The following is a 21,509-nucleotide window of genomic DNA, read 5'->3' as shown; positions in this document are numbered from 1 at the left end:
TCCTTTGAGCACCACGACCGATCCCGGCCCCGCCGCGGAGACCGGCGCAGCCTCCGGCCGGGCGAGCGACAAGCGGACGATTCTGCTCCGCTGGGGCATCCTGGCGTTGCTGGTCGCCCTCATCCTCGCTGCTGTCGGCTACGTCGGCTGGCAGCTGACCCGCGGCGCCGACGAGTCCGTGGTGAGCCAGCGCGAGCAGGTGATGGCGGCGGCCGACAAGTTCGTCCAGCGGGTCAACGACTACGGCCCCGAAGACATCGGCAGCGACAAGAAGACCATGCCGACCTATCGCGAGAAGGTCGGCGAGCTGCTGACCCCCAAGTTCGAGAAGAGCTTCCTGGGCAACGTCGCCTTCGCCGAGGCCACCGTCGTCCAGCAGGGCGTCGGCCGCACCAGCGACGTGCACAGCACAGCGGTCGCCGGCCTCGACGAGGACAGCGCGACCGTGCTGGTCGTGGCGGAGCTCGCGATCAGCTACCCGAAGTCCGAGGGCTCCGAGGAGCGTGCCGAGGCGGCGCGTCAGCTCGCCCGGACCGAGGTGGAGCTCGTGAAGCAGAACGGGGAGTGGCTGGTCGACGACTGGTATCCCGCCGAGGAGGCTCCCACCGCGGAGCCCAGCGAAGGGGTGACCCCATGAGCTCGCCGATGAGTTCACCGACCTGGTACGACCTGCTCGACGTCGAGCCCGACGCCTCCACAGCCGAGATCCGCGCGGCATGGAAGGCCGCGATCGCCGACCTGGACCCGACCGACCGCCGCTTCCGCACCCTCAACGAGGCAGCCGCCGTCCTGCTGGACGAGGAGAAGCGGGCTGCGTACGACGCTGACCTCGCCGCTCGCCAGGAGGCTGAGGTCGACGAGGCTGAGGTCGACGAGGCTGAGGTCGACGAGGACGAGGCCGGCAACGACGCTGAGGTCATCGAGGAGACCGCTTTCGTCGAGGCCGGGGCGATCGCCGACGTACGCGACGCTCCGGAGCCTGATGCCGACAGCCCTGACGCCGACAGCCCTGACGCCGACGCGAACGAGTCCGCCGGCCGTACGCTGCCGGTGGTCCCGACGTGGGGGCTGATCGCCGCAGGTGCCCTTGCCGTGGCCGCGGTCATCGCCGCCGGCGTGGTCTTCTTCGGGCAGGAGAAGGTCGTCACCGTCTCGAACGACAACGTCACGACCAGCACGGTCGAGGGTGCGGTCGGCAAGCAGATCACCCGCAAGCACAAGCTCCTCGTCGAGGAGCAGGGCGCGGAGGCGCTCGAGGCGGCGAAGAAGGCCGTCGTCCCGCTGCTCTCCTACGACCACAGCAAGATGGACGAGTCGAAGAGCAAGGCTCACGAGGTGATGACGAAGGACTACCGCGAGGACTACGACCGTCTCTTCGCGGTGCTCGTCGACAACGTCCCGCAGACGAAGACCGTGGTGAAGACGCTCCCGCCTGTCGACGCCGGTGTCATCCGGGTCTCCGAGGAGACCGTGCAGGTCCTGGTCCTGGTCGACCGCCAGGTCACCAACGCCCAGCGGAGCACGCCGATCGGCTACCAGGAGTACGCGATGCTGACGATGGCGAAGGTCGACGACGAGTGGCTGGTGGACAAGGTCGAGACGCGGCCCAGCCAGGACTAGTGCGCCGCGGGGCCCGTCGGCCGCGTCTTTGCGCTACCTGTCAAGTGATTGGAACAACTTCCCGGGAGGCGGACCGATTGGCTCGGACGCTTGACCCGAGGTGCCGATGAGGCGCATGATCATCCGCGATGCTCGACAAGGCAGTGCACCACCAACGCCGAAGCTCGGGCGCCGCAGGTGTGAATGAAGGTACGCCGGACTATTAACTAGGCCCGGTGTTGTGAAGTGCGCTTTTATGGCGTACGATGGCGCTTTGCGCATGCCTTCATATGCCCCTCAGCCTGCCCGGTGGCTGTTCGGTGGTCGGCGTGCTGCGAATCCACCTGCGAACCTTGTCGAAGGATTCCTCTTGGCCGCGCGCACCTCGTCGGGTGACTCCACCCCTCGCCGCATCTCTTTCGCAAAGATCTCAGAGCCTCTCGAGCTTCCCAAGCTCCTCGCCCTCCAGACCGACAGCTTCGACTGGCTGATCGGTAACGAGCGCTGGCAGGAGCAGGTTGCCGCCCGCGAAGCAGCGGGTGAGGACGTGTCTCACAAGTCCGGTCTGCAGGAGATCTTCGAGGAGATCTCCCCGATCGAGGACTTCTCGGAGACGATGTCCCTCTCGTTCGAGAGCCCTGTCTTCTACGACCCCAAGTACACCGTCGAGGAGTGCAAGGAGAAGGACTTCACCTACTCCGCGCCTCTCTATGTCTCGGCGGAGTTCACCAACAACGACACTGGTGAGATCAAGGGCCAGACGGTCTTCATGGGTGACTTCCCGCTCATGACCGAACAGGGCACCTTCGTCATCAACGGCACCGAGCGCGTCGTCGTCTCGCAGCTCGTCCGGTCCCCGGGCGTCTACTTCGAGCGCACCGCCGACAAGACGTCCGACAAGGACATCTACACCGCCAAGCTGATCCCGAGCCGCGGTGCCTGGCTCGAGTTCGAGATCGACAAGCGCGACCTGGTCGGCGTCCGCCTCGACCGCAAGCGCAAGCAGAACGTCACGGTGCTGCTCAAGGCCCTCGGTTGGACCAACGAGCAGATCCGCGAAGAGTTCGGCGAGTACGAGTCGATGATGCTGACCCTCGAGAAGGACAGCACCACCGCGCAGGACGACGCGCTGCTCGACATCTACCGCAAGCTGCGCCCGGGCGAGCCCCCCACGCGTGAGGCCGCGCAGACGCTGCTGAACAACTACTACTTCAACCCGAAGCGCTACGACACCGCCAAGGTCGGTCGCTACAAGGTCAACAAGAAGCTCGGTCTGACCGAGGCCTTCGACCAGCAGACGCTGACCGTCGACGACATCGTCGCGACGATCAAGTACATCGTCGCGCTGCACGACGGGCGTACGCAGCTCGAGATGCCGGCCGGCCTCACCGACGTTGCCGCCGACGACATCGACCACTTCGGCAACCGCCGGATGCGTACGGTCGGCGAGCTGATCCAGAACCAGCTGCGTACGGGTCTTGCTCGTATGGAGCGCGTGGTGCGCGAGCGGATGACGACCCAGGACGTCGAGGCGATCACGCCGCAGTCCCTGATCAACATCCGTCCCGTCGTCGCTGCGCTGAAGGAGTTCTTCGGCACCTCGCAGCTGTCGCAGTTCATGGACCAGAACAACCCGCTCGCGGGCCTGACCCACAAGCGGCGTCTGTCGGCTCTCGGCCCGGGTGGTCTCTCCCGTGACCGCGCCGGCATGGAGGTCCGAGACGTCCACCCGTCGCACTACGGCCGGATGTGTCCGATCGAGACCCCTGAAGGTCCCAACATCGGTCTGATCGGTTCGCTGGCCTCCTTCGGCCGGATCAACCCGTTCGGTTTCGTCGAGACGCCCTACCGCAAGGTGGAGAACGGCGTCGTCACCGACAAGATCGACTACCTGACCGCCGACGACGAGGACCGCTACGTCATCGCGCAGGCCAACGCGGCCGTCGACGAGAACATGAAGTTCGCGACCGAGCGCGTGCTGGTCCGCCAGCGCGACGGTGAGGTCTCCGAGCTCCTGGCCGACGAGGTCGACTACATCGACGTCTCGCCGCGCCAGATGGTGTCGGTCGCGACCGCGCTGATCCCGTTCCTCGAGCACGACGATGCCAACCGTGCGCTCATGGGCGCCAACATGCAGCGTCAGGCGGTGCCGCTGGTCCGCAGCGACTCGCCGCTGGTCGGCACGGGCATCGAGTACCGCGCGGCTGTCGACGCCGGTGACGTGCTCGTCGCGAAGAAGGCCGGTGTGGTCAAGGAGGTCTCCTCCGACCTGATCGAGACCCTCAACGACGACGGCACCTACACCTCGTACAAGCTCGCGAAGTTCGAGCGCTCCAACCAGGGCAACTGCGTCAACCAGCAGCCGCTGGTCGACGAGGGCGCCCGGGTCGAGGTCGGCTCCCCGCTGGCCGACGGTCCGGCGACCCAGGGTGCCGAGATGGCGCTGGGTGCCAACCTCCTGGTCGCCTTCCAGTCGTGGCAGGGCCACAACTACGAGGACGCGATCATCCTCTCCCAGCGTCTGGTGCAGCAGGACTACCTCACCTCGATCCACATCGAGGAGCACGAGGTCGACGCTCGCGACACCAAGCTGGGTCCGGAGGAGATCACCCGGGACATCCCGAACGTCTCCGAGGAGATGCTGGCCGACCTCGACGAGCGCGGCATCATCCGCATCGGCGCCGAGGTCACCACCGGTGACATCCTGGTCGGCAAGGTCACCCCGAAGGGCGAGACCGAGCTGACCCCGGAGGAGCGCCTGCTCCGCGCGATCTTCGGTGAGAAGGCGCGCGAGGTCCGCGACACCTCGATGAAGGTTCCGCACGGCGAGGAGGGCACCGTCATCGGTGTCCGCGTCTTCGACCGTGAGGAGGGCGACGAGCTGCCCCCGGGCGTGAACCAGCTGGTTCGGGTCTACGTGGCGCAGAAGCGCAAGATCTCCGTGGGTGACAAGCTCGCCGGCCGTCACGGCAACAAGGGCGTCATCGCGAAGATCCTGCCGGTCGAGGACATGCCGTTCATGGAGGACGGCACCCCGGTCGACGTCCTGCTCAACCCGCTCGGTGTTCCGCGTCGTATGAACATCGGACAGGTCCTGGAGCTCCACCTCGGTTGGCTCGCCAAGCAGGGCTGGGACCTCAACCTCTCCGAGGACCCCGAGGACAGCGCCTGGAAGCAGCGCCTCATCAAGATCCACGCCGACAAGGCCGACCCGGGCACCAAGGTGGCCACCCCGGTCTTCGACGGTGCGCGTGAGGACGAGATCACCGGTCTGCTCAGCGCGACCCTCCCCAACCGGGACGGTCGGCGTGTGGTCGGCACCGACGGCAAGGCCCGCCTCTTCGACGGTCGCTCCGGCGAGCCGTTCCCGGAGCCGGTGGCCGTGGGCTACATGTACATCCTCAAGCTGCACCACCTGGTCGACGACAAGATCCACGCGCGTTCGACCGGTCCGTACTCGATGATCACCCAGCAGCCGCTCGGCGGTAAGGCCCAGTTCGGTGGCCAGCGCTTCGGTGAGATGGAGGTCTGGGCGATGGAGGCGTACGGCGCCGCCTACGCCCTGCAGGAGCTCCTGACCATCAAGTCGGACGACGTGCCCGGCCGCGTGAAGGTGTACGAGGCGATCGTCAAGGGCGAGAACATCCCCGACTCGGGTATCCCGGAGTCGTTCAAGGTTCTCGTCAAGGAGATGCAGTCGCTGTGCCTGAACGTCGAGGTGCTGAGCCAGGACGGTTCGGCGATCGAGCTCCGTGACGCGGAGGAAGACGTCTTCCGCGCCGCCGAGGAGCTCGGCATCGACCTCTCCCGTCGCGAGCCCTCTTCCGTAGAGGAAGTCTGACGAGTGGGAGGTACGCCTCGGCGTACCTCCCTCCCTCAGTCCCCTTTGAACTTTCCAAGAACTAACGAAGGAACTGGAAGCCACCGTGCTCGACGTCAACTTCTTCGATCAGCTCAAGATCGGCCTGGCTACCGCGGACGAGATCCGCGCGTGGAGCCACGGCGAGGTCAAGAAGCCTGAGACCATCAACTACCGCACGCTCAAGCCCGAGCGTGACGGCCTCTTCTGCGAGAAGATCTTCGGTCCGACCCGGGACTGGGAGTGCTACTGCGGCAAGTACAAGCGCGTGCGCTTCAAGGGCATCATCTGCGAGCGCTGTGGCGTCGAGGTCACCCGCTCCAAGGTGCGCCGTGAGCGGATGGGCCACATCGAGCTCGCCGCCCCGGTGACCCACATCTGGTACTTCAAGGGCGTTCCGTCGCGGCTGGGCTACCTGCTCGACCTCGCTCCGAAGGACCTGGAGAAGGTCATCTACTTCGCTGCGTACATGATCACCTCGGTCGACGAGGACTCGCGTCACCGCGACCTGTCCTCGCTCGAGGCCAAGGTCGACCAGCAGCGCAAGATGCTGACCAGCCGGCTCGACGTGGCGATCAACGACCGCGCCAAGAAGCTCGAGACCGACCTGGCCGCGCTCGAGGCCGAGGGCGCCAAGTCCGACGTCAAGCGCAAGGTCAAGGACGGCGCCGAGCGCGAGATGAAGCAGCTGCGCGACCGCACCGAGCGTGAGGTCAACCGTCTCGACGAGGTCTGGGACACCTTCAAGAACCTGAAGGTCCAGGACCTCATGGGTGACGAGCTCCTCTACCGCGAGATGAAGACCTGGTTCGGGAAGTACTTCGAGGGCCACATGGGCGCCACGGCGATCCAGAAGCGCCTCGAGAACTTCGACATCGAGGCCGAGGTCGAGAACCTGCGCGAGACCATCGCCACCGGCAAGGGTCAGCGCAAGGTCCGTGCGCTCAAGCGCCTCAAGGTCGTCGACGCCTTCCGCAAGACCGGCAACCAGCCGACCGGCATGGTGCTCGACGCCGTCCCGGTCATCCCGCCGGACCTGCGCCCGATGGTGCAGCTCGACGGTGGCCGCTTCGCGACCTCCGACCTCAACGACCTCTACCGTCGTGTGATCAACCGCAACAACCGCCTCAAGCGTCTCCTTGACCTCGGTGCCCCCGAGATCATCGTGAACAACGAGAAGCGGATGCTGCAGGAGGCCGTCGACTCGCTGTTCGACAACGGTCGTCGCGGCCGTCCGGTCACCGGGCCGGGCAACCGCCCGCTGAAGTCGCTCTCCGACATGCTCAAGGGCAAGCAGGGTCGCTTCCGTCAGAACCTGCTCGGTAAGCGCGTCGACTACTCCGGCCGTTCGGTCATCGTCTCCGGTCCGCAGCTCAAGCTGCACCAGTGCGGTCTGCCGAAGCAGATGGCCCTGGAGCTGTTCAAGCCGTTCGTGATGAAGCGCCTGGTGGACCTGAGCCACGCTCAGAACATCAAGTCGGCCAAGCGGATGGTCGAGCGGGCCCGCCCGGTCGTGTGGGACGTCCTCGAAGAGGTCATCACCGAGCACCCGGTTCTGCTGAACCGTGCGCCCACCCTGCACCGCCTCGGCATCCAGGCCTTCGAGCCCCAGCTGATCGAGGGTAAGGCCATCCAACTGCACCCGCTCGTCTGCACCGCGTTCAACGCGGACTTCGACGGTGACCAGATGGCTGTCCACCTGCCGCTGTCGGCAGAGGCCCAGGCCGAGGCTCGCATCCTGATGCTCTCGACCAACAACATCCTCAAGCCGTCCGACGGTCGTCCGGTCACCATGCCGACCCAGGACATGATCATCGGTCTCTACTTCATCACCTCGGACCGCGAGGACGAGGTCGGTGCGGGTCGTGCGTTCTCGTCCCCGGCCGAGGCCATCATGGCCTTCGACCACCTCGAGATCACGCTGCAGTCGAAGATCAAGATCCGTCTCGACGACATCGTCCCGCCGATCGGCTACGACGTGCCGGAGGGCTGGACCGCGGGCGACCCGCTCGTCCTGGAGACCACGCTGGGCCGGGTGATCTTCAACGACACCCTCCCCGCCGACTACCCCTTCGTGAACTACGAGGTCGGTAAGAAGCAGCTCGGCGCGATCATCAACGACCTGGCCGAGCGTTACACCAAGGTCGAGGTCGCGGCGTCGCTGGACGCGCTCAAGGACAACGGCTTCCACTGGGCCACCCGTTCGGGTGTCACGGTCTCCATCGACGACGTCACCACGCCGCCGAACAAGGCCGAGATCCTGGAGACGTTCGAGACGCAGGCTGCCAAGGTGCAGAAGCAGTTCGAGCGTGGTCTGGTCACCGACGAGGAGCGCCGTCAGGAGCTCGTCGAGATCTGGACCGAGGCCGCCAAGGTCGTCGGTGCCGCCATGGAGAAGGCGTTCGACCGCAAGAACCCGATCTACATGCAGGTCACCTCGGGTGCGTCGGGTAACTTCAACCAGATCCGTCAGGTCGGCGCCATGCGAGGTCTGGTGGCGAACCCGAAGGGTGAGATCATCCCGCGGCCGATCAAGTCGAACTTCCGCGAGGGTCTTTCCGTCCTGGAGTACTTCATCTCCACCCACGGTGCTCGTAAGGGTCTGGCCGACACCGCGCTGCGTACCGCCGACTCGGGTTACCTGACCCGTCGTCTGGTGGACGTCTCGCAGGACGTCATCATCCGTGAGGACGACTGCGGCACCGAGCGTGGTCTGCCCAAGGTCATCGGTGTCGAGGCCGGCGGCGTCGTCGTCAAGGACGACAACGCCGAGACCGCTGCGTACGCTCGCACGGCTGCCGTCGACATCGAGCACCCGTCGACCGGCGAGGTTCTCGCCGTCGCCGGCGAGGACCTGGGCGACGTCAAGATCGAGGAGCTGGTTCGCGCCGGCATCACCGAGGTCAAGGTCCGTTCGGTCCTCACCTGTGAGGCCCGCACGGGTACGTGTGCCAAGTGCTACGGCCGCTCGCTGGCCACCGGCAAGCTCGTCGACATCGGTGAGGCGGTCGGCATCATCGCCGCCCAGTCCATCGGTGAGCCCGGCACCCAGCTGACCATGCGTACCTTCCACACCGGTGGTGTGGCGTCGGCCGACGACATCACGCAGGGTCTGCCGCGTGTCGTCGAGCTCTTCGAGGCGCGTACGCCGAAGGGTGTCACGCCGATCTCCGAGGTCGCCGGTCGCGTCGAGATCGAGGAGACCGACAAGGCCCGCAAGGTCCTGGTCACCCCGGACGACGGCTCCGAGGTCAAGGAGTACGTGGTGTCGCGCCGCTCGCGTCTGCGCGTTGGCGACGGCGACCACATCGAGGTCGGCGCGCCGCTGACCATCGGTACGCCGGACCCCAAGGAGGTCCTCCGTATCCTCGGTGTCCGCAAGACCCAGCAGCACCTCGTCGACGAGGTCCAGCAGGTCTACCGGTCTCAGGGCGTGTCCATCCACGACAAGCACATCGAGATCATCGTGCGGCAGATGCTGCGCCGGATCACGGTGCTCGAGTCCGGTGACACCAACCTGCTGCCGTCCGACCTGGCCGACCGCATCGACTTCGAGTCGGAGAACCGGCGCGTGGTCTCCGAGGGCGGCAAGCCGGCCTCGGGTCGTCCGGAGCTGATGGGCATCACCAAGGCCTCGCTGGCCACCGAGTCGTGGCTGTCGGCGGCCTCCTTCCAGGAGACCACCCGCGTCCTCACCGACGCTGCCATCAACGGCCGCTCGGACTCGCTGCGCGGTCTGAAGGAGAACGTCATCATCGGTAAGCTCATCCCGGCCGGCACCGGCCTGGAGCGCTACCGGAACATCAAGGTCGAGCCGACCGACGAGGCTCGCGCCGCGGCGTACTCCGTCACCGGTTACGACAACTACGACTACGAGTTCGGCAACACCGGCGGCCAGGCCGTCGCGCTGGACGACTTCGACTTCGGTTCCTACCAGTCGTGATGTAGTCAGCTGATGGCCCCGCCTCCTTCGGGAGGCGGGGCCATCGGTCTTTTCGGCGAAAGCAAACTTCTTCGTGGATCGCCGCAACGAACCCGCGTGTCCGGGCGTTTCAGGTGTGGACGATGAGTTACTGGCTGGGTTTGATCTGGCTGGCATCTGCTACTCGAGGAGCGAAGATGCGGCACCTACGACTGGTGGTCGGCGTCGGGATCCTCGGCGTGCTCGCGGTGGGAGGTTGCGCGTCGACGAACGAAGGGGCAGTCGACTCGTCACCATCTGCCGCCGGGACCGCGGAACCCGCCCGGGCGAGCAGTGCGTCATCGTCCCCGACTCAGTCCTCACCGGCGGCCACGGGGGGTTCGCCGGTGAGGACTGAGTCTTCAGCTTCCTCCGGGCAGGATCCGGCGGCTCCGGCGACGCCGACGTGCACCAACGCCGATCTGAAGGCCGGCTATCGCGCGACCGACGCGGGCGCGGGATCGCGGTTCGGCGAGATCACGCTGACCAACGTCTCCGATCATGCCTGTGCTCTTGGTGGCTTCGGTGGGCTGTCGTACGTCGGGGGTGGCGACGGCACCCAGATCGGCGCACCGGCGGTCCGAGAGGGCTCCTGGCGCACGGTCATCATGAAGCCGGGTCAGGTGGCCATCAGCGAGGTCGCGGAGTCGACCGCCGAGAACTATCCGGTTGCCGAGTGCAGGCCGACCGTGGTCGACGGATTCCGGGTCTATGTGCCGGACTCCTACGACTCCCAGTTCGTCCGTCACGAGACGACCGGGTGTGCGGACAAGAAGGTGTCGCTCCTGTCTCATCGGGCGTTCCACTAGCGGCCACCCCGGGCCACCGCTGATTCGCCTACCCTCGGGGGTATGACAGCTGATCTGGACAGGCACGTACGCGGGATCGTCGACGACGTCGCCTACCTGGTGCTGGCGACGTCGGATCCCGACGGACGTCCGCGTACGTCCCCGGTCTACTTCTCCCACGACGGCTACCGGGACCTCTACTGGGTCTCGGCGGCCGACTCGCAGCACTCCCGCAACATCGTCCGCGACCCGCGGGTGGCCGGGGTCGTCTTCGACTCCTCGGTGCCGCCGGGATCGGGCGCGAGCGCAGCGTACGTGACGGGGATGGCTCGCCAGGTGCCCGACTTCGAGCTCGAGAAGCGTTGCGCGGTGGCGTTTCGCCGGCTCGTCGGGACCGCGCGGGCCTTCACTCCCGACCAGCTGTGCGGCGAGGCGTCCCTGCGGCTCTACGTGATGGAGGTCGAGCTCTGGGAGGCGCACCTTCCCGGGGTCGACCCGGACGACGAGCAAGCGCCGGAGACCAGGGTCGAGGCGGCCCCGGCGCTCTGACGCGTGGCCGCTGGGTCAGAGCGAGTGGAAGAGGAGGTGGATCTCCTCACGCAGCTCGAGCCTCTCGATGCCGATGTCGTAGACCGGTTCCAGGATCTCGGGGCGGAGCACCTCGTCGACCGTCCCGCGGGCGGCGACGCGGCGCCGGTCGAGCAGCACGAGGTCGTCGCAGTAGCGGGCCGCCAGGTTGAGGTCGTGGAGCACGACGATCGCCGTCGTCCCCAGCTTGCGGACCAGGGCGAGGATCTCGTGCTGATAGCGGATGTCGAGGTGGTTGGTCGGCTCGTCGAGGAGCAGGTGGGTCGCCTCCTGGGCCAGCGCCCTTGCGATCAGTACCCGTTGGCGCTCGCCGCCGGAGAGGGCGGCGAAGGACCGTGGACCGAGGTGGGTTCCGCCGACGCGCTCGAGGCACTCCGCGGCGATCTCCAGGTCGCGCTCACCCGCTCTGGCGAAGGCGGAGAGGTGCGGCGTACGTCCCAGCAGCACCATCTCGCCGGCGGTCAGGGCGCCTGAGAAATTTTGGTCAGTGGTCCCGGACTCCTGGACGACGACGGCCAGGCGGCGGGCGACCTCCTTGGCGGGGAGAGCGGTGAGGTCGTCGCCGTCGATCTCGATGGTTCCGTTGCCGTGAAGGGCACCGTAGAGCAGCCGTAGCAGGGTGGTCTTGCCGCTTCCATTGGGTCCGATCAGACCCAGTACCCGGCCTTCGTGGGAGGCGACGTCGATGTCCTCGAGGATGGTCGTTGCGCCGTACGTCCAGGACAGGCCCGCTGCCTCGATCACTGGCCGAACCTGTCGATGATCCGCTCCAGGCCGTCGACCGAGAGGGCCGAGGGGGGCTCGGTGAAGTTGAAGAGCTGCGCCATCACGTCGCCGTTCTTGACGGCGGTGAGGTCCTCGGCGCCGGCGAGCTGGGTGACCGACTCCTCGACTTCCTTCGGGTCGCCGGCGTTGTGCAGCAGGATGATCACATCGGGGTCGCGCTCGAGAAGGTCCTCGGTCGAGACCTCGAAGACGCGCTGGTCGACGTCGGCGAAGACGTCCTCGAACCCGGCCGCCTCCAGCTGCGGGTGGGCCATCGACCGGGTGCCGTAGGCATAGGTCACGCCACCGCCGACGGTGGGGTAGAGCACTGCCGCCGTACGTCCCTCGCCGACCTTCTTCGCCTCTAGCTCGGTGACGCGTTTGCGCAGGTCAGCGATGGCTCGGGCGGCTTCGTCCTCGCGGTCGAAGACCTTGCCGTAAGCCTCCAGCTGACTGTAGACGTCGGCGAAGCCGGGGTCCTCGACGCCCTCTGGACACATCGCCGGCTCCTCGAGAAGGTCGATGTCGACGGCGTCGAGGGTGTCTCGGGAGAGGTTCTCGACCTCGCCCAGGACCAGGTCGGGCTCCTCGCCGATCACGACCTCCTTGGAGATCTGCAGGTGACCGCTGGTGTCCATCTCGTCGGTGAGCAGCGGGATGTCGTCGAGCTCGGCCTGCGTGTCGGCGTCGTAGTAGTCGGCCGGGTAGTCCCCGGCCCTGGCCACGACCCGGTCCATCACGCCGAGCGCGTGCAGGTAGGGCACCGCTGAGCTCTTCAGCATCACGACGCGCTCCGGTGGGGCGTCGATGTTGACCTCGGCGCCGCAGTTGTCGATCGTGACCGGGAAGCCAGCCGGCGTGGCCTTGTCGTCGGCGGCATCCGCGTCCGCTCCGCACGCGGTGGTCGTGGCCAGCACGAGCGCGGCGGTGGCGATCATGGGACGGATCATGTCGGGGCTCCTGGTGATGGGTCGGACGGTGGGTGATCAGGCGTCGCGCGCCGAGAAGCGCCGGATGAGGACGATGAGGAACGGGGCGCCCAGGAGTGCCGTCACGATCCCGATCGGGATCTCCTGGGGCTGGAGGAGGACGCGGGCGAGCACGTCGGCCCAGATCAGCAGGATCGCGCCCATGAGGGCCGCCGCCGGGATGGCCACGGAGTGGGCGGAGCCGACGGCACGACGAGCCAGGTGCGGCACGACCAGGCCGACGAAGCCGATGCTGCCGGCGGCCGAGACGACCACGCCGACGGTCAGCGCTACGAGGATCAGCAGCAGGGTGCGGAAGCGGTCGGGGGAGATGCCGAGGGTGTGGGCGGTCTCGTCGCCGATCGCGAGCGCATCGAGCCCTCGTCCGGACAGGGTCAGCAGGGTGATCGTGGCGATCACTGCGATGGCCACGACGGCGAGCAGACCGTTCCACTGGGCCAGGCCGAGGGAGCCGAGCAGCCAGAACATCACCGACCGCGCGCCCTCGGCCGAACCCGAGGCGAAGATCAGGAAGCTGGTCAGGCCGTAGAGCAGGTAGCCGACCGCGACACCGGAGAGCAGCAGCCGCAGCGAGGTGACCCGGCCACCGCTGCGCGCCAGCGCGAACACCAGGAACGACGCCGCGAGGGCACCGAGGAACGCCGAGCCCGGGAGTGCGTACGCACCCAGGCTGGTGCCGGCGCCGAAGAGGATCGCGGCCGCGGCGCCGCTGGAGGCGCCGGAGTTGATCCCGAGCAGATAGGGGTCGGCGAGCAGGTTGCGGACCATCGCCTGAAGTGCCATCCCGGTGATGGCCAGGCCGGCGCCGACGAGGGCGCCGAGGAGCACGCGGGGGAGGCGTACCTTCCACACGATCGCCTCCTCGGTGGCCTCCCAACCGCCCTCGGGGAGGCCGAGGAGGTGGTGGCCGAGGATCTGGGCGACCGTCCCCGGAGTGACGTACGCAGCGCCCAAGCCGACCGCGACGACGATCGTCGCCACGACAGCTGCGAGGAGGCCCAGGAGCCAGATGGTCGCGCGCCGGCGACGGCGGCGTACGCCGAGAGGGTCGTGCACGTGGGGGCCTTCCGAGATCGCTCCGAGGGTCTAATGCGAAGAACTTGCAATAACCTAGCAGGGGCTCGCTTCGACCTGAGGTGAGGGTTCTTTCGCGGACCGTTGGCCGGTTCTGGGAAGATATGCGCATGACCTCGTCCCTTCCGCAGTCAGCTGACGTGCTCGTCGTGGGGGCAGGGCCTGCGGGCTCGGCCGCGGCGGCCTGGCTGGCGCGCGCCGGGGTCGATGTCCTGCTGACCGACGCGGCCATCTTCCCGCGCGACAAGACCTGCGGTGACGGGCTGACCCCGCGCGCGACCCACGAGCTGATCCGGCTCGGGCTGGAGGACTGGCTGCGCGCGCACCCGGTCTCCAAGGGCCTGCGGGCGCACGGCTTCGGGCAGACGCTGCACCTGCCGTGGCCCGCTGGGAACCTGCCGTCCTGGGGGTCGGCGGTGCCGCGCACCGAGCTCGACGACCACCTCCGCACGGTCGCGATCAAGTCCGGTGCGACGGCGGTCGACGGCGTGCGTGCGGTCGACGTGCGGTGGGACGGCGAGCGGATCGCTGCGGTCGTCTTCGAGGGCGGCCATGAGGTCGTCTGCCGGTCGGTGGTGGTCGCCGACGGCGTGCGCTCGCCGCTGGGCAAGGTGCTGGGCCGGGAGTGGCACCGCGACACCGTCTACGGCGTCGCCGGACGTGCTTACATCGCCTCCGACCAGGCCGACGACGAGTGGATCTCCTCCCACCTGGAGCTGCGTGACGAGTCCGGTGAGGCGCTGCCGGGATACGGCTGGATCTTCCCGCTGGGGTCGGGCGAGGTGAACATCGGCGCCGGTGCGCTGGCCACCTCCAAGCGGCCTGCGGACGTCGCGATCAAGCCGCTGATGCGGCACTACACCGAGCAGTGCCGCGAGGGGTTCGGGCTCACCGGTGAGCTGCGGGCGGAGAAGTCCGCGCTGCTGCCCATGGGTGGAGCCGTCTCCGGCGTCGCCGGTGCCAACTGGGCGCTGATCGGCGACGCCGCCGGGTGCGTGAACCCGCTCAACGGTGAGGGGATCGACTACGGACTCGAGACCGGACGGATGGTCGCCGACGCTCTGGTCGCGGGAGAGGACCTGGCCACCGCCTGGCCGGCGACCCTGCGTGAGCACTACGGGGAGGCGTTCTCGGTGGCTCGTCGCTTGGCCGGGATCGCGACCCGGCCGCGTCTGGTCTCCACCCTCGGACCCGCCGGCATGCGGTCCGACTGGCTGATGACGCTGGCCCTGCGGTGGATGGGCAACCTGGTCACCGACGAGGACCGCGACCGTGCCGCCAAGGTGTGGCGCTGGGCCGGTCGTCGCTCGCTGGCTCTCGACTCCCGACCCCCGTTCAGCTGATGGCGACGCGAAACCGGAGCCGCGGTGGACGGCGACGCAAGCTCCCGCAGGTGCAGCGAGTCGGGGCGTACGCCGTCATCATCCGCGCTGGTGCGGGCAAGGAGCCGGAGATCCTGCTCAGCCGGCTCTCCGAGAAGGTCACGCCGGAGGAGCGATGGACGCTGCCCGGAGGCGGCATCGACCACGGCGAGGACCCGCGCGACGCGGTCGTGCGTGAGGTCTACGAAGAGGCCGGGGTGCCGGTCGAGATCGGCGTCGATGCGCGGGTCTACTCCGTCCACCAGGCGAAGGCCTGGCGGTTGGGGCGGCGGGTCAACTCGCACGCGATCCGGATCGTCTACGACGGCTGGGTGCCCCACGACGCTCCCGAGCCGCAGACGATGGAGGTCGACGGCTCCACCGCCGAGGCGGCCTGGGTCTCCCTGGCCGCTGTGACGAGCGGTGAGATCCCGACGTCTCCGCTGGTCACCGACGCCCTCGACATGCACGCGCCGACCCGCAACCAGCGGCTGGCGGCGTACGCCTTCATCACCCGGCCCGCCGACGGCGCCGTGCTGCTCACCCGGATCTCGCCGCGGGGGTATCACTCGGGCTCGTGGACGCTGCCGGGAGGCGGGCTCGACTTCGGTGAGCACCCGCGCGAGGCGCTTCGGCGTGAGGTGACCGAGGAGTGTGGCCTGGCCTGCGAGGTCGGAGAGCTGCTCGATGTGCACGACGTCAACATCGTCGGCACCGCACCCAACGGTCGCCACGAGGAGTTCCATGGCGTCCACCTCATCTTCGCCGCGACCGTTCCCGAGGGCGCGGAGCCCGAGGTGGTGGAACAGAACGGCACCACCGACGCCGTCCGCTGGGTCCCCCGTGCCGACCTGCCGACGCTCCCTCTCCTGGACGTGGTGTCCGCCGCCCTAGCCGCCGAGAAGTCAGAATCTGACGCCGAGTAGTCAGAATCTGACGCCGAGACGTCACTTTCTGCGTACGAGACGGCGGTTTCTGACGCCGAGATGACGCGATGGATCGAGAATCGACCTCTCGCGGCCAGAAACCGACCCCTCGCGGCCAGAAACCGACTTCTCGCGGTCAAGAACTGACCTCTCGGGGTGGGTGGTCAGTCCAGGCCAGGTCGGCTTGGGTGCCTGCGTCTCGCGCTTCGGCTACGGCCAGGATCAGCTCTGCTGCGGCAGCGTCTTGGACGCCGAGGCCTACGGAGAGATAAGTGAGCGCGTCGGTCGGGGCGCGATCGACCGATGCTGCGCCGGTGAGGAGCGCGCCCAGGTCGATGATCCGGTCGGAGTCGATCGAGCCGGCGGCGATGGCTTCGACCAACGGGCCGGAGTCGGTCAGGGCCGAGGGGCGGTAGTCGACGACGACCGTGGAGCGGGACAGGAGCGAGGGCGGTAGCTCGACGCGGTCTGGGGCGAAGGAGCCGACGCTGGCCACCGTCGTGCCGTCGGTGACCCAGGCGTCCTCGATCACCGGGGTGAGGGAGGAGGTGCACAGGACGACGACGTCGGCGGCGCCTACCGCGGGCTCCAGGTCCTGCATCGCGGTGGCACCGTGGGATCCGGCGATCTCGGCGGCGGCAGTCTGGTTCCGGCCGTGGACCTGGAGATCGGCATCGGGATGGGTCACGGCGAAGGCGTCGAGGTGGGCCCGGGCCTGGGCGCCGGTTCCGACGACGAGGATGCTCCAGGCATCGGGCGCGACCTGCTGCATGGCGAGAGCGGTCGCGGCAGAGGTGCGTAGACCGGTGACGCTGTCGCCGTTGATGATCGCTCGCGGCGCTCCGGTCATGGGGTCGAGGACCGTGATGACCGAGTGCACGGCGCCGAGGCCGCGGGCGGCATTGGTCGGGTTGACGCTGCCGAACTTGCTGACCGCGGGGGCGTCGGGAGCGATCCGGGAGGAGTAGCAGAACGAGACCGATCTGTCCGGTCCCGGGACGAGGAGCCGGGGAGGCTGGACGACCTCCCCGGCGCCCAGCCGGGTGAACGCCTCGCGCTGGGACTCCAGCGCGAGGCGGGGCGTGAAGATGCTGCGTACGTCTGTGGCAGAGAGGATCCTGACGTTCATCTCTGCCAGGTTAGACGTCAGGCGTTCGTCTTCTCGGGGGTTTCCTCGAGCGCCACGTCCTTGGTCTCCTTGCCGATCAGCAGCGAGATCAGGGTGATCACCGCCATCACGGAGAGGTAGACGCCGACCAGGACGGGGGAGCCGTCGGCCTGCTTCCACAGCGCGACCGCGATGAACGGAGCGACCGCGGCGCCGAGGATCGAGGCGACGTTGTAGGAGATGCCGGAGCCGGTGTAGCGCACGCTGGTCGGGAACAGCTCGGGCAGCAGCGCGCCCATCGGCCCGAAGGTCAGGCCCATCAGCGAGAAGCCGAGGACGAGCCAGAGAACGACGCCGACCGTGCCCGCGTTGACCAGCGGCACCCAGGACAGGCCGAAGACGATGATCCCGAGGGTGACCGCGATCAGCAGGCGGCGTCGGCCGAAGCGCTCGGCCAGCGGGCCGGAGACCATGGTGAAGATGCCGAAGAAGATCACGCCGAAGATGAGCATCAGCACGAAGCTGGTGTAGCCGTAGCCCAGGCCGGGGACCGCGAGGTCCTTGGCTGCGGTGCCGAACGAGAGGGAGAACGCTGTCATCAGGTAGAAGAGGACGTACGTCGCCAGCATGAAGAAGGTGCCGAGTACCAGCTGCTTGCCCTGGTTGCGCACGACCGAGGCCAGCGGGACCTTGCGGACCAGACCGGCGTCCTGGCTCTTGGTGAACACGTCGCTCTCGACCAGGCGCAGCCGGACCCACAGGCCGACGACGACCATGACGGCGGAGAAGAGGAACGGCACCCGCCAGCCCCACTCCAGGAACGCCTCGGACGGCCTGGTCGGGTCGGCGCCCTCGGCGGAGAGCAGCGCCGCGATGGTCAGGAACAGACCGTTGGCAAGGATGAAGCCCAGCGGCGCGCCGAGCTGCGGGAACGTACCGTAGATGGCGCGCTTACCCTCCGGGGCGTTCTCCGTCGCGACCAGGGCCGCGCCGCTCCACTCGCCGCCGAGCGCGAAGCCCTGGGCCAGGCGCATCAGCACGAGCAGTGCGGTCGCGACCCAGCCGACGGTCTCGTACGTCGGCAGCGCGCCGATCAGGAAGGTCGCGATGCCCATGGTGAGCAGCGAGATCACCAGGGTCGTCTTGCGGCCGAGGCGGTCGCCGAGGTGGCCGAAGAAGATCGCGCCGATCGGACGGGCGACCATCGCGGCGCCGAAGACGGCGAAGCTCGCCAGGAGGGCGGTGGTCGGGTCCCCGGCTGGGAAGAAGAGAGCGGGGAAGACGAGGACGGCGGCGGTCGCGTACGCATAGAAGTCGTAGAACTCGATCGTCGTCCCGACGAGACTGGCGACGAGCACGCGTGAGCGCGGGTTGGCCGGGGTGGGGGTGTCGGACATGGTCTCTCTCCGAGGTGTGAGTGGCCCGCCTCGCGCGGGCTGTCCCATCATATGAGAGGGGAGTATCGCTCCGTGAGACGGGTCTGGGTTGTGGGTGCTTGACGTGGGCGTTGCTCGGTGATGATGCCAGGGTCTGTGAGAATGAGCGCGTGAATGCGACTGCCTCGGATCTGGCGAATGAGCTGCGCAACCATGGGATCAGCCGGGTCGACGACTCGCCGCTGGCCCGGGCGCTCTACTCCAGCGACGCGAGCCTCTACCGGGTCGTGCCCTCGGTGGTGGTGCGGCCGCAGTCGCGCGACGAGCTGCTCGGGGTGCACTCGGTGGCACGCACCGCCGGGGCTCCGGTGACGATGCGCGGCGCGGGCACCTCGATCGCCGGCAACGCCGTCGGCCCCGGGATCGTCGTGGACACCCGAGACCTGCGCACCATCTACGAGATCGACCCCGAGGCGCGGACGGCGCGGATCGACCCCGGCGTCGTGCACGCCGACCTGCAGCGGGCCGCGGCACCGCACGGGCTGCGCTTCGGGCCTGATCCGTCCACGCACACCCGGTGCACCATCGGCGGGATGATCGGCAACAACGCCTGCGGCAACCGCGCGCTCGGCTACGGCCGCACCGTCGACAACATCGAGGCGCTGACCGTGCTCTTCGGCAACGGCGAGCAGGCCGTCTATGCCGACGGTGTGTCGACCGGCGAGACGGCAGAGAAGCTGCAGGCGCTCGTCGGCGCCAACCTTGGCCACGTACGCACCGAGTTCGGCCGCTTCGGCCGCCAGGTCTCGGGCTACTCGCTCGAGCACCTGCTGCCGGAGCGGGGTGGCCGGGTCGACCGGTTCCTGGCCGGGTCCGAGGGCACGCTGGCGACGATCCTGGAGACGACGGTGCGGCTCGTCGAGGACTCGCCCGGGCGGTTGCTGCTGGTGCTCGGCTATCCGACGATGGCCGAGGCGGCCGACGCAGTGCCGACGCTTCTCCAGGTGGCACCGGGACGGCTGATCGCGTGCGAGGGGATGGACGCTCGGATCGCCGACCTGGTGCGCGCCAAGGGCCGCGCGGTGCCCGACCTCCCCAAGGGGGCCGGCTGGTTGATGGTCGAGGTCGCCGGGGAGGATGCTCCTGACCTGGTGCAGCGTATCGCCGCCGTGTCGGGATCACTTGAGTCGCGAGTGGTGATCGACCCCCTCGAGGCGGCTGCGCTCTGGCGGATCCGCGAGGACGGTGCCGGGCTGGCCGGAGTCTCGCTGCCCACGCCCGCCCACTCGGGCTGGGAGGACGCGGCGGTCCCGCCGGAGCATCTCGGTGCCTGGCTGCGGGACTTCGAGGAGATCCTGGAGTCGTTCGGCCTGCACGGCTACCCCTACGGCCACTTCGGCGACGGCTGCATCCACTGCCGCATCGACTTCCCCTTCGCGCCGGACGCGCCCGAGTCGGCGCAGGTGTTCCGGGAGTTCATGACCGCATGTGCGACCCGGCTGGTGACCTACGGCGGCTCGCTGTCGGGTGAGCACGGCGACGGTCGGGTGCGCTCGGAGCTGCTGCCGCTCATGTACGACGCCACCTCCATCGATCTCTTCGAGCAGGTCAAGGGGATCTGTGACCCCTCCGACCTGCTCAACCCGGGCAACATCGTGCGGCCCGCATCGATCACCGACGACCTCCGTCCGGTGCGGCCCCGCGCTCTCCCGCGGACCGGCCTGCGGCTTCTTCACGATGGCGGTGATCTGGGTGCTGCCGTGCACCGTTGCACCGGTGTCGGCAAGTGCGTGGCCCCGAAGACCGCCGGAGTGATGTGCCCCTCCTACCTCGCCACGCGCGAGGAGAAGGACGCGACCCGTGGACGCGCGCGGGTGCTGCAGGAGGCGCTCGACGGGTCGCTCGTCGGAGGGCTCGGCGACCCCGCGGTGAGCGAGGCGCTCGACCTGTGCCTGGCCTGCAAGGGGTGTGCGTCCGACTGTCCCACGGGGATCGACATGGCGACGTACAAGTCCGAGGCGCTCTACCAGAAGCACGACGTCCTCGGGGAGCGGCGACCGCGCTCGCACGCTCTTCTTGGCCAGCTGCCGAAGTGGGCGCGGCTCGCGGCGCCGTTCACCGGGATGGCCAACGCCTCGCTGAAGGTCGGCCCGCTGGCGAGGATCGCCAAGAAGACCGCCGGTATCGACCAGCGGCGCTCGATCCCGGCGTTCGCGGCCAAGACGCTGAAGCGGTCGGCGCCGACCGCACGGCTCGGTGTCGAGACCCCGGACGTGTGGATCTGGGCCGACTCGTTCACCGACCACTTCTTCGCGCAGTCCGGTCATGGCGCGATCAAGTGGCTGGAGTCGCAGGGCCTGACCGTGCGTGTGATCGGCGAGAAGGCGTGCTGCGGGCTCACCTGGATCACCACCGGCCAGCTCGATGACGCGCGGAAGATCATGGAGAAGACGGTTCGTACGTTGGCGCCCTACGTCTCCTCCGGCGTGCCCGTCGTCGGGCTCGAGCCGTCGTGCACCGCGACGCTGCGCTCGGACTCGGTGGAGCTCTCGGCGCTGCCCGAGGCCGAGGTCGTACGTGACGGGATGCTCACCTTCGCCGAGCTGGTGACCCGCCTTGTCGGCGAGGGGCGGGTGCGGTTGCCTGATCTGTCCGGTGTGGAGATCGTCGCCCAGCCGCACTGCCACCAGCACGCCGTCCTCGGGTGGGCCGCCGACGAGGCGCTGCTCGTGCAGGCCGGTGCGACGGTCACCCGGGTCTCCGGCTGCTGCGGCCTGGCCGGCAACTTCGGGGTCGAGGAGGGGCACTACGAGGTGTCGGTGGCGGTCGCGGAGACGGCTCTGCTGCCCGCTGTCCGGTCCCACCCCGACGCGGTCATCCTTGCCGATGGGATGTCGTGTCGGGTCCAGCTCGACGACCTCGCCGGTGTGCCGACCATGCACCTCGCCGAGCTCTTCGCCTCGCGAGTGTGAGGGGTCGGCTGGGCTGGTCGTCGGGGGTGTAACACGCTGTTCGTGGGTCTACTCGCCTTTTATGACGACCGGATAGACCTACGAACGACGTGTTACCCGCGCTCGCGACGTACGCGCCGGTCGGGCGGCTGAGGTCGTGGATG

Annotated in this window: 14 protein-coding genes; 9 read left to right on the top strand and 5 right to left on the bottom strand. The window is 68.3% G+C overall.

Annotation, left to right across the window (positions count from 1 at the left end; translation table 11 throughout):
* Nucleotides 1–4: 4 nt before the first annotated feature.
* From IEY84_RS03030 to IEY84_RS03005, 6 genes are all read left to right on the top strand, one after another.
* Nucleotides 5–637: a hypothetical protein gene (locus IEY84_RS03030; RefSeq protein ID WP_183542089.1), complete on the top strand. Its 633-nt coding sequence runs from the start codon at nucleotides 5–7 to the stop codon at nucleotides 635–637.
* Between the two features lie 8 nt (nucleotides 638–645).
* Nucleotides 646–1,620 (top strand): J domain-containing protein, encoded by a 975-nt coding sequence (locus tag IEY84_RS03025; RefSeq protein WP_183542087.1) that lies wholly within the window; start codon nucleotides 646–648, stop codon nucleotides 1,618–1,620.
* A 349-nt stretch (nucleotides 1,621–1,969) separates the two neighbouring features.
* Complete coding sequence (gene rpoB / locus IEY84_RS03020) at nucleotides 1,970–5,440, top strand: DNA-directed RNA polymerase subunit beta (protein ID WP_183542085.1); 3,471 nt, start codon at nucleotides 1,970–1,972, stop codon at nucleotides 5,438–5,440.
* Nucleotides 5,441–5,525: 85 nt separating this feature from the next.
* Entirely contained in the window at nucleotides 5,526–9,401 is a 3,876-nt protein-coding gene (locus IEY84_RS03015) for a DNA-directed RNA polymerase subunit beta' (RefSeq protein WP_183542083.1), read from the top strand.
* 365 nt (nucleotides 9,402–9,766) lie between these two features.
* Nucleotides 9,767–10,228 carry a DUF4232 domain-containing protein gene (locus IEY84_RS03010; RefSeq protein WP_183542081.1) on the top strand — a complete coding sequence of 154 codons (462 nt, stop codon included), beginning with the start codon at nucleotides 9,767–9,769 and terminating at the stop codon, nucleotides 10,226–10,228.
* Between the two features lie 42 nt (nucleotides 10,229–10,270).
* Nucleotides 10,271–10,756, top strand: coding sequence for a pyridoxamine 5'-phosphate oxidase family protein (locus tag IEY84_RS03005; protein ID WP_183542079.1), 486 nt, complete (start codon nucleotides 10,271–10,273; stop codon nucleotides 10,754–10,756).
* A 15-nt stretch (nucleotides 10,757–10,771) separates the two neighbouring features.
* Here IEY84_RS03005 and IEY84_RS03000 read toward each other — a convergent pair whose 3' ends face one another.
* Genes IEY84_RS03000 through IEY84_RS02990 form a run of 3 tightly spaced genes read right to left on the bottom strand, consistent with a single transcriptional unit; the run spans nucleotide 10,772 to nucleotide 13,605 of the window.
* Nucleotides 10,772–11,539: an ABC transporter ATP-binding protein gene (locus IEY84_RS03000; RefSeq protein ID WP_183542077.1), complete on the bottom strand. Its 768-nt coding sequence runs from the start codon at nucleotides 11,537–11,539 to the stop codon at nucleotides 10,772–10,774.
* The gene (locus tag IEY84_RS02995) at nucleotides 11,536–12,510 is read right to left on the bottom strand and encodes an ABC transporter substrate-binding protein (protein ID WP_183542075.1); all 975 of its coding nucleotides are present in this window, start codon (nucleotides 12,508–12,510) and stop codon (nucleotides 11,536–11,538) included. The genes IEY84_RS03000 and IEY84_RS02995 overlap by 4 nt, the downstream gene beginning before the upstream one ends.
* A gap of 36 nt (nucleotides 12,511–12,546) precedes the next feature.
* Entirely contained in the window at nucleotides 12,547–13,605 is a 1,059-nt protein-coding gene (locus tag IEY84_RS02990; RefSeq protein ID WP_221208444.1) for a FecCD family ABC transporter permease, read from the bottom strand.
* A gap of 128 nt (nucleotides 13,606–13,733) precedes the next feature.
* On the opposite strand from IEY84_RS02990, the gene IEY84_RS02985 reads away from it, so the two are divergent.
* Both IEY84_RS02985 and IEY84_RS02980 read left to right on the top strand, forming a co-directional pair.
* The gene (locus IEY84_RS02985; protein WP_183542073.1) at nucleotides 13,734–14,966 is read left to right on the top strand and encodes a geranylgeranyl reductase family protein; all 1,233 of its coding nucleotides are present in this window, start codon (nucleotides 13,734–13,736) and stop codon (nucleotides 14,964–14,966) included.
* Nucleotides 14,966–15,910: an NUDIX domain-containing protein gene (locus tag IEY84_RS02980; protein ID WP_183542071.1), complete on the top strand. Its 945-nt coding sequence runs from the start codon at nucleotides 14,966–14,968 to the stop codon at nucleotides 15,908–15,910. Before IEY84_RS02985 ends, IEY84_RS02980 begins: the two co-directional genes overlap by 1 nt.
* A 136-nt stretch (nucleotides 15,911–16,046) precedes the next feature.
* On the opposite strand, the gene IEY84_RS02975 is transcribed toward IEY84_RS02980, so the two are convergent.
* A complete protein-coding gene (locus tag IEY84_RS02975; RefSeq protein ID WP_189129288.1) occupies nucleotides 16,047–17,039 on the bottom strand; it encodes an ornithine cyclodeaminase family protein in 993 nt (330 codons plus the stop codon).
* 17 nt (nucleotides 17,040–17,056) lie between these two features.
* On the bottom strand, nucleotides 17,057–18,415 hold the full coding sequence (locus tag IEY84_RS02970; protein ID WP_183542067.1) for an MFS transporter: 1,359 nt from the start codon (nucleotides 18,413–18,415) through the stop codon (nucleotides 17,057–17,059).
* Nucleotides 18,416–18,564: 149 nt separating this feature from the next.
* On the opposite strand from IEY84_RS02970, the gene IEY84_RS02965 reads away from it, so the two are divergent.
* Nucleotides 18,565–21,366 carry an FAD-binding and (Fe-S)-binding domain-containing protein gene (locus IEY84_RS02965; protein ID WP_183542065.1) on the top strand — a complete coding sequence of 934 codons (2,802 nt, stop codon included), beginning with the start codon at nucleotides 18,565–18,567 and terminating at the stop codon, nucleotides 21,364–21,366.
* Nucleotides 21,367–21,509: the final 143 nt, after the last annotated feature.

Origin of the sequence: Nocardioides albus (genome assembly GCF_014648255.1) — a bacterium.
Classification (GTDB): Bacteria; Actinomycetota; Actinomycetes; order Propionibacteriales; family Nocardioidaceae; genus Nocardioides; species Nocardioides albus.
The sequence above is the reverse complement of the archived record's forward strand: the minus strand, read 5'-3'. Positions and strand labels throughout refer to the sequence as shown.

Coding starts and splice junctions, on each gene's coding strand:
- IEY84_RS02995 (WP_183542075.1), bottom strand. CDS start 12,510: ATGATCCGTCCCATGATCGCCACCGCCGCGCTCGTGCTGGCCACGACC.
- IEY84_RS03025 (WP_183542087.1), top strand. CDS start 646: ATGAGTTCACCGACCTGGTACGACCTGCTCGACGTCGAGCCCGACGCC.
- IEY84_RS02980 (WP_183542071.1), top strand. CDS start 14,966: ATGGCGACGCGAAACCGGAGCCGCGGTGGACGGCGACGCAAGCTCCCG.
- IEY84_RS02975 (WP_189129288.1), bottom strand. CDS start 17,039: ATGAACGTCAGGATCCTCTCTGCCACAGACGTACGCAGCATCTTCACG.
- IEY84_RS03005 (WP_183542079.1), top strand. CDS start 10,271: ATGACAGCTGATCTGGACAGGCACGTACGCGGGATCGTCGACGACGTC.
- IEY84_RS02970 (WP_183542067.1), bottom strand. CDS start 18,415: ATGTCCGACACCCCCACCCCGGCCAACCCGCGCTCACGCGTGCTCGTC.
- IEY84_RS02985 (WP_183542073.1), top strand. CDS start 13,734: ATGACCTCGTCCCTTCCGCAGTCAGCTGACGTGCTCGTCGTGGGGGCA.